The organism is Streptomyces bicolor (genome assembly GCF_000719285.1).
In the GTDB taxonomy this organism is placed as follows: domain Bacteria; phylum Actinomycetota; class Actinomycetes; order Streptomycetales; family Streptomycetaceae; genus Streptomyces; species Streptomyces bicolor.
The window spans coordinates 44,387-51,723 of record NZ_JOFS01000047.1; the positions used below are offsets into that span (position 1 = coordinate 44,387).

The following is a 7,337-nucleotide window of genomic DNA, read 5'->3' on the forward strand; positions in this document are numbered from 1 at the left end:
AACCGAGCAGGCCGAGGGGCCGTCCTTCAAGACATCATGCTCACCACAATCAACACCGCCCCCTTGGCCTCCTCGGTCCGCCAGCTGCTCGACTTCGCCTGGACCCAGACCCGGTCCTGCGCTTTCGCCATCGCCCTGCTCTCCGGCGTGGCCGCTTCCGCCCTGCTGCCCGGCCTGCCCGTGGCCCGCTACGACCTCCTCGTCGTCTACGGCGTCCTGCTCACCCTTCTGTTCTGGCTGCGCGGCTGGGAGGACGGCCGGGACATCGCCGTCATCGGCGTCTGCCACGTCATCGGCCTGGCCTTCGAGTTGGTGAAGGTGTCCCTCGGTTCGTGGAGCTACCCGGAGCCCGCCGTACTGAAGTTCGCGGGCGTCCCGCTCTACGGAGGGTTCCTGTACGCGGCCGTGGGCAGCTACGTCTGCCGCGCCTGGCACCTGTTCGACCTGGAGCTGGTCCGCTACCGCCCTCGGGCGACTGCGGTCGTGGCCGCGGCCGTCTACGTCAACTTCTTCAGCCATCACTGGCTGCCCGACGTACGCTGGCTCCTGGCCGGCCTGCTCCTGGCCGTCACCGCGGGCACCTCGGTGCGATACACGGTCCGCGGAGTACGCCGCCGGATGCCCCTGACGCTGTCGTTCGTCCTGATCGGCTTCTTCCTCTGGGTCGCCGAGAACCTCGCCACCTACCTGGGTGCCTGGCGCTACCCCCACCAACTCGACGGCTGGGAGCCCGTCGGAGTGGACAAGTTCGGCGCCTGGTCCCTGCTGATCAGCGTCACCTTCGTCCTGGCGGCGGTGACCCGTGCGCGGCGCCACCCCGAGCCCCACGGCATGGCCGGCTCGACGCCGGGAGGATCATGAACGCGGGACTGCTCGAACGAGGCGCGGTCTTTCTGCAGCGGTGGGGGCTTCGCCAGAGGGGGCGCCCATGCGCGTGCGTGCCTCGGTCGTGCTGCCCGTGGTGTGCGGCGACGGCAGCCGGGACGCGCTGAAACTCCAGGACGTCGACGAGGAGACGGCCGGTGAGGGGCTCGCGCTACGGACCTGGGGCGGCGACGGGGGCCGTACACCTGCTGGCCGAGGACCCGCAGACTGGCACGCTGCTGCTCGAACGGCTCGACGAGGACCGCCGGCCGTTGCTGACCGTACCCGACGTGATGGAGGCGACCCGGATTCTCGCGGAGCTGCTCGCCCGGCTGACGGCCGTACCGGCACCGTCGGGCCTGCGGCGGCTGGACGCGGTCGTTGCGCGGCTGTTCGAGCGGCTGCCACCGGTGCTCGCGGAGCTGCAGAGCAGGGGCGCCGACGACGACATACGTCTGCTGAAGGACTGCGCGGCGGCCGTGCGCGAGGTCGCGGACGAGACGGGGGACCGGCTGCTGCACTGGGACCTGCACTTCGAGAACGTCCTCGCCGCGACCGTGAACCCTGGTCGGCCATCGACCCGAAGCCGCTGGCCGGGGACCCGTGCTTCGAGCTGCTGCCCGCCCTGTGGAGCCGCTTCGGCGAGGGCCGGTTGACGCGGCGCTTCGATCTGCTGACCGAGGTGCTGGGCGTGGACTGTCAGCGGGCGCGGGCATGGACGCTGGGCCGGGTGCTGGAGGGCGCGCTGTGGCGGGTGGAGGCGGGGCAGGTGCTGAACGGCGAGCAGGTGGCGATCGCCGAGTTGCTCCTGGGGCGGCGGGCTCCGGCCGGCTGACCGGCCTGCCCGCACGATGACGCGGACCGGCCGGGGGCACCGTGAGCGCCCCCGGCCGGTGAACCGCTACTTGCCCGTCGGCCCCGCCTGCTGCACGACCTCGAACGACCACAGCGTGGACCCGCTGGCCGCCGGCTGGGGGCGCTCGCCGCCTTCCGCGCCGCCGCCCTGGTGGGCCGCCTTCATGGGGCCCTCCATCCAGGCCTGGAAGGACTCCTCGTCACGCCAGCGCGTGTACACGAGGTAGGTGTCGGTGCCCTCGATGGGGCGCAGGAGCTCGAACCACTCGAAACCGTCGGAGTTCTCCACGGCGTGGGCACGCGAGGCGAACCGCTTCTCGAGCGTCTCGCGCTGCTCGGCGGGGACGGTCAGTACGTTGATCTTGACTACGCTCATGGCCCTCATCCTGCCGCACGCCCTACGGCAGCCGGACAGCGACTCGGTTCGCACCGCCCCGATGGCGGGCCGCGAGCGGTGCCCCCGGCACCGGGGGGCACCGTCGGATCAGGCCGTGTGCAGGGTCAGCCCGTAGCGGTTGAGGATCTCGTTGACGGGCTGGAACCAGGTCTCCCCGCCGCCGGAACAGTTGCCCCAGCCGCCCGAGGTGACCCCCTGCGCCTGGTCACCGCTGATGAAGGAGCCCCCGGAGTCGCCGGGTTCGGCGCACACGCTGGTCTTGGTCATCTGGTGCACCGCGCCCTGGCTGTAGTTGACCGTCTCGTTCTTGGCCAGCACCGTCCCGCAGTGCCAGTGTGTCGTGGAGCCGGAGCGGCATATGGAGGTGCCGACGGGCGCCTCGGCCGAGCCGCGCACGAGCCGGTCCGGGACGGTGCCCCAGCCGAGGACCACCGGCACGGTCCACCAGCCGCTGCCGACGCTCACCCAGGCGTAGTCGTTGCCGGGGAACGAGGACCCCTGGAAGGAGCCGACGTGGCTTCCGTCCCAGCCTCTCACCCCGGCCCCCGGCTGTCCGCAGTGGCCCGCGGTGACGAAGCCGCCGTGCACCGAGAAGCCTATGGAGCAGCGGACGTTGCCCGTGTAGTACGGATCGCCGCCGACCGTTCCCGCCGCGAAGGTGCGCGGGGCCGCGGCCACCGTCTCGACGGTGACAGGGCCGGCTGCCCGGGCGCGGGAGAGGAAGGTCCGGACATCGTTGTCAGCCAGCCGGTCGCGTACGACGCTCACGACGACCGTGTTGGCTACCGGATCGACGTGCCAGGTGCTGATGCCCGAGGGCGCGGAGATGCGGTCGATACGGGCCTTGGCCGCGTCGAGTTCTCGCTCGCTGTGCGCGACGGTGCGCACCGCCGCTCCGGTGGCCCGGACCTGCCGCACTGTCGCGGGCGGGGCGTCGGACGTGACGGCGACGGTCAGCCGCTCGCTCTCCGCGTCGAACCACGTGCCGCCGTAGGCGGACCCGGCGGCCTTTCGTGCCTTCGGCGTGAGGCCCATGGCGGTGCGTTCGGCGGCCAGTCGCTCCTCGGCCTGCCGCTTCGACAGGCCGAGGTCCCGCTGCATCGCCTGCAGCAGTCCGGCGGAGGCGGGTCCGGCATCGGCCGCCGCGACGGAGTCGTTCGCCGAGGCGGACCCGGTGCCGCCCGCGGTCCAGCCGCCGAGCACGAGGAGTGCGGCGAGGCCCGCGTACGTGAGTCTGATGCGTCTCAAGGGAGTTGCCCTTCGTCGTTCCAGCAAGGTGGGGTGGAACAACCGCAAGCTGAGAGCGCTCTCATTCAGGGTCGGGCAGAGCTTAGCCAGGTCGGCGTGTCAGGTCCATACCAAAACCTGTCGGGTTGGGGATGCCAAGGTCGAAGGTGCCTGGCGATCACGTTTCACCAGGACGGCAAGTCGAGATCTCATACGCGTCCGGCCCTTGTGAAAGGGGGTCGTGCAGACGATCAGACGGCTGCGGGCTCCAAGGTCGCGGGCGTGGGCCCGGCCGGGCGGACGGTGATGCCGAAGTTCGCCTTCGTCGGGGTGGAGGAAAGACTCAGCGTGTGGACGGGCAGCAGGTGTTCGAGCAGGATGGTCGATTCCCGGAGCGCGAACTGCAAGCCCAGGCAGGCGCGGGAACCGATGCCGAAGGGGAGGTAGGCGCCCGGATGGGTGGGGCGGCCGCCCGGGGTGAGGAAGCGCAGCGGGTCGAAGCGCTCCGGGTCCGGCCACAGCTGCGGATCGCGGTGCGTGAGGTAGGGGCAGACCAGGATGTCGGTGCCCGCCGCGACGGTGTGGCCGGCGAGGGTGTCGTCCTCGGCGGCGTGGCGGGGCAGGAGCCAGGCGGACGGATAGAGCCGGAGCGTTTCGTGGACCAGGGCCTGGATGGCCTGGCGGCGCTGCTCCGAGCCTTCGGCGCCCGCGGCCAGCGCCTGTTCGCGGGCCGCGGGGTACTGGTCGAGCAGCAGATAGAGCCACGTCAGGGTGGACGCGGTGGTCTCGTGCCCGGCCGCGAGCAGCGTGACCAGCTCGTCGCGGATCAACTGGTCGGTGTACTCGGGGCGCTCGGCGGCGGCGTCGACCAGAACGCGCAGCACGCCCGGTCCGTCGGGCCCCGGTACGCCACTGCGGGCGGCCTCGATGGCGCGCTCGGCGACCGCGTCGATCCGGGCAAGATCGGTGGCAACGGAGTCCCGGGCCTTGTCGGCGTCCGCGGGCAAGGCGGGAAGGGCGGCCCCCACGGCCGTCACGGCCTCGAGTTCGTGCGCGGTCTCGTCATCGAGTGGGTGTCCGGTCAGAGAGCGCCAGATGGCGTCCAGGGCGAAGCGGTGCATCTCCTTGCCCACGTCGAGGACTTGGCCGGTACGGGCGTACGCCACCCACCGCTCGGCGGTGGTCCGGGCCGCCTCGGTGATCCGCCGTTCGTAGCGGCGCATCCCGGTTCCGGTGAACTGGGACTGCAGCAGGCGGCGTTGACGCTTCCACGCCTCCCCGGTGGCGGCCATGACACCGTCGCCGATCAACAGGCGGGCGCGATGGGAGCGCTTGACGTACCGGTCCGCCCGAAGCGCGAGCACCTCCTGGACCGCCCGCGGGTCGGTGACGAGCACGGTGAGGCCCGACCCGAGACGGAACCCTGCGACGCCGCCGGCCCGCTCACGCACCTGGGCCAGCAACTCCACCAGTTCGCCTCCCGCGGAACCCCACCGCTTGACGAGCTCGGGATCGACCATGGGGACCGGGCGCTCAGTCCCGGGATCTCGCGGGAGCGAATCGAGACGGGCTTCGGCGTCCATGCATCTCCCTCGGTCAACCGCTGGACCCGACTGTATCCGGGCGCTGGTGCCACGAACTGTACGGGAGCAGACGTCAGTTGGTAGCGGTCCGCATGGCCGATGTCACTCTCCGGAGTGGCCGACAGGCGGCCGTTGCGTGGCTCATCGGAGATCTGCGTCCCTGTTCTGATGCATCACTCGAACAGGTACCGGTGGCCTCGACTCCACGCCAGTTTGTCCGCGAGATCCCGGAGGTAACCCTCGGCCACCCAGGTGGCCTGGGGTTCCTGGCCGACGAGGGCCAGTCGGCGTATTCGCTCGACGTTCTCCCGCTGTTCGCGGATGACGGCGTCGACGATGCCGTCGGTGGAGGACAGACCGTACGCGGTACAGAAGCGCTCAAGGCGCCGTCCGCGGACGGGTGGCTGTGGGTGGTGCAGCCAGCGCAGGCACTCGGTGTCGTCGCGGAACGGTGCGACGTACTGCAGGGCGTAGGCGATGTCGTGCACCCGCGCCGCCGGGCGGGCGAAGTCGAAGTCGACGAGGCCGACCGGCCGCTGTCCCTGCCAGACCACGTTCCAGGGCCCGAAGTCACCGTGACAGATCACGTCACCGCCGGGCGGCCCGGTCGCGCCGATCGCCCAGGCCGCGTCGTCGGGCCCGGTGAAGCCCGTGGTCGCGTCGTGATACTCGCGCAGCAGCCGCGCGAAGGCGGTCAATCCGTCCTCGTCGACCACCTTGGCCCACCCCAGTGGCCCCGACTCCCCGTCGACGTAGCTGAGGACCTCGCGGCCTTCCTCGCACGACCTGCCGGTGAGTGTGATCCTGCAGTACGTCTTCGCTCGTCACGGACGCGAGGCTATCCGTTCGTTATTCGTTTCCGACCCTGCTGGAGGCGTCATATCGTGACGCCGTGGCGACCCAGATGATCATTCTCAACGGCGGTTCCAGCTCGGGGAAGTCCGGGATCGTACGGTGTCTGCAGGATGTACTGCCGGATCCGTGGCTGGCCTTCGGGTGTGACTCGCTGGTCGACGCGATGCCCGCGAAGATGCAGACGTCCGACGAGGGCATCGTGTTCGCGGCGGACGGCCGGGTGAACGTCGGAAGCGACTTCATGGCCCTGCAGGCGGCCTGGATGGAGGGCGTCGTCGCGACGGCCCGTGCCGGGGCCAGGATCATCATCGATGACGTCTTCCTCGGCGGCGCGGCGTCCCAGCAGCGGTGGCAGAAGGCCCTGGGCGCACTGACCGTGTTGTGGGTGGGCGTTCGCTGCGACGGTTCGGTCGCCGCGGGCCGCGAGATCGCACGGGGGGATCGTGCCCGGGGGATGGCCGCGTCGCAGGCGGAAGCAGTGCACGAGGGGGTGTCCTACGACCTGGAGGTGGACACGACCCACGCCGAGTCCCTGGAGTGCGCGCGCATCATTTCCGCGTACGTCGGCTGACCTGCCGCCGCCGGGGTGTGCGCCGGCTCATCGGGGATCCACGTGGATCTTGGGGCCGGGCCCGGCACCCTCCGGCCGCTCACCCGCGAGAACCGCCCCGACCTCGCCGAGGCTCACGGTGGCCGCGACGAGGGGTCTGGGGTCGACCGCTCCGGACGCGTAGGCCCGGATGGTGGCGTCCAGGCCGGGGGAGGCGGACAGGATGCCCACCGCCGTCACGTCCTTGAGCACGAGCGCCCGGGTGTCGAGCCTGCTGGGCTCGCCGGCCAGCCCGATGTACACCAGTCGGCCCGCCGGTTCCACCAACTCCAGTGCCCGGCTCGGCAGATGGGCGGCATTGGAAGCGTCGACGACCGCGTCGAAGGGCAGGTCCGGAAGGGAGCCCTCGTCCCACACGTGCTCGAAGCCCAGGGTGTGGGCAACGCGGGTGAGTTGCCGGCGCGGTCCAGCAGGTGGACCTCCGCGCCCGCTGCCCGCAGGAACATCGCGACCAGGAGCCCGATGGTCCCGGGCCCCAGGACGAGCGCACGGTCCCCGGCGCCAAGCGCGGCCGCCCGCGCCGCACGCAGGGCATTGCCGCCCGGCTCCACGAGCGCCCCGAGCTCGGCGTCGACCGAGTCGGGAAGGGCGTACAACGACGACGCCGGTACGGCGAGTTGCTCCGCGAGCGCCCCGGCCCGAGCGCCTCGGATGCCGACCTCCTGCCGCTTCTCGCATACATGCTGACGGCCCCTGAGGCAGCGGCGGCAGCTGCCGCAGCCCAGCATCGTGTCACCCATGACCCGGCGTCCGACCCAGCCCGGATCGACACCGCCGCCGACCGCCGCCACGCGCCCCGCCCACTCGTGCCCCGGCCGCACCGGGTAGGTGGAGTGCCCTTGGTGGAGTTGAAGCTCTCCCCTCCCTTCGCAAGCTCAGGGAGGGGATTCCTGTCTACCTTGCGGCGACAGGCTTGACGGTTTTACCCGCCCTGCGACCGCGCCTT

The 7,337-nt window shown here is 71.3% G+C and carries 6 protein-coding genes and 2 pseudogenes; 3 read left to right on the forward strand and 5 right to left on the reverse strand.

The window, feature by feature from the left end:
* Positions 1–36 precede the first annotated feature (36 nt).
* Together IF78_RS0138765 and IF78_RS51015 are read left to right on the forward strand one after the other, a co-directional pair.
* Positions 37–861, forward strand: coding sequence for a DUF817 domain-containing protein (locus IF78_RS0138765; protein ID WP_031487217.1), 825 nt, complete (start codon positions 37–39; stop codon positions 859–861).
* A pseudogene (locus tag IF78_RS51015) lies at positions 858–1,699 on the forward strand (aminoglycoside phosphotransferase family protein). Before IF78_RS0138765 ends, IF78_RS51015 begins: the two are co-directional and overlap by 4 nt.
* Before the next feature lie 66 nt (positions 1,700–1,765).
* On the opposite strand, the gene IF78_RS0138775 reads toward IF78_RS51015, so the two are convergent.
* From IF78_RS0138775 to IF78_RS0138790, 4 genes are all read right to left on the reverse strand, one after another.
* A complete protein-coding gene (locus IF78_RS0138775) occupies positions 1,766–2,095 on the reverse strand; it encodes an antibiotic biosynthesis monooxygenase family protein (RefSeq protein ID WP_031487216.1) in 330 nt (109 codons plus the stop codon).
* Positions 2,096–2,203: 108 nt separating this feature from the next.
* Positions 2,204–3,364, reverse strand: a complete 1,161-nt coding sequence (locus IF78_RS0138780) for a S1 family peptidase (RefSeq protein WP_031487215.1) — start codon at positions 3,362–3,364, stop codon at positions 2,204–2,206.
* Positions 3,365–3,594: 230 nt separating this feature from the next.
* Positions 3,595–4,926, reverse strand: a complete 1,332-nt coding sequence (locus tag IF78_RS0138785) for a cytochrome P450 (protein ID WP_031487214.1) — start codon at positions 4,924–4,926, stop codon at positions 3,595–3,597.
* Between the two features lie 173 nt (positions 4,927–5,099).
* On the reverse strand, positions 5,100–5,642 hold the full coding sequence (locus IF78_RS0138790) for a phosphotransferase (RefSeq protein WP_234439948.1): 543 nt from the start codon (positions 5,640–5,642) through the stop codon (positions 5,100–5,102).
* A gap of 176 nt (positions 5,643–5,818) precedes the next feature.
* Between IF78_RS0138790 and cpt the strand changes: the two genes are divergently transcribed.
* On the forward strand, positions 5,819–6,352 hold the full coding sequence (gene cpt, locus IF78_RS0138795) for a chloramphenicol phosphotransferase CPT (protein ID WP_031487212.1): 534 nt from the start codon (positions 5,819–5,821) through the stop codon (positions 6,350–6,352).
* A 27-nt stretch (positions 6,353–6,379) separates the two neighbouring features.
* On the opposite strand, the pseudogene IF78_RS44380 reads toward cpt, so the two are convergent.
* A pseudogene (locus IF78_RS44380) lies at positions 6,380–7,239 on the reverse strand (zinc-dependent alcohol dehydrogenase); the annotation flags it as partial.
* Between the last annotated feature and the right edge of the window lie 98 nt (positions 7,240–7,337).

Bases quoted from the DNA above. Each gene is read 5' to 3' on its own strand.
- IF78_RS0138765 (WP_031487217.1), top strand. From the start codon at position 37: ATGCTCACCACAATCAACACCGCCCCCTTGGCCTCCTCGGTCCGCCAG.
- IF78_RS0138775 (WP_031487216.1), bottom strand. From the start codon at position 2,095: ATGAGCGTAGTCAAGATCAACGTACTGACCGTCCCCGCCGAGCAGCGC.
- IF78_RS0138785 (WP_031487214.1), bottom strand. From the start codon at position 4,926: ATGGACGCCGAAGCCCGTCTCGATTCGCTCCCGCGAGATCCCGGGACT.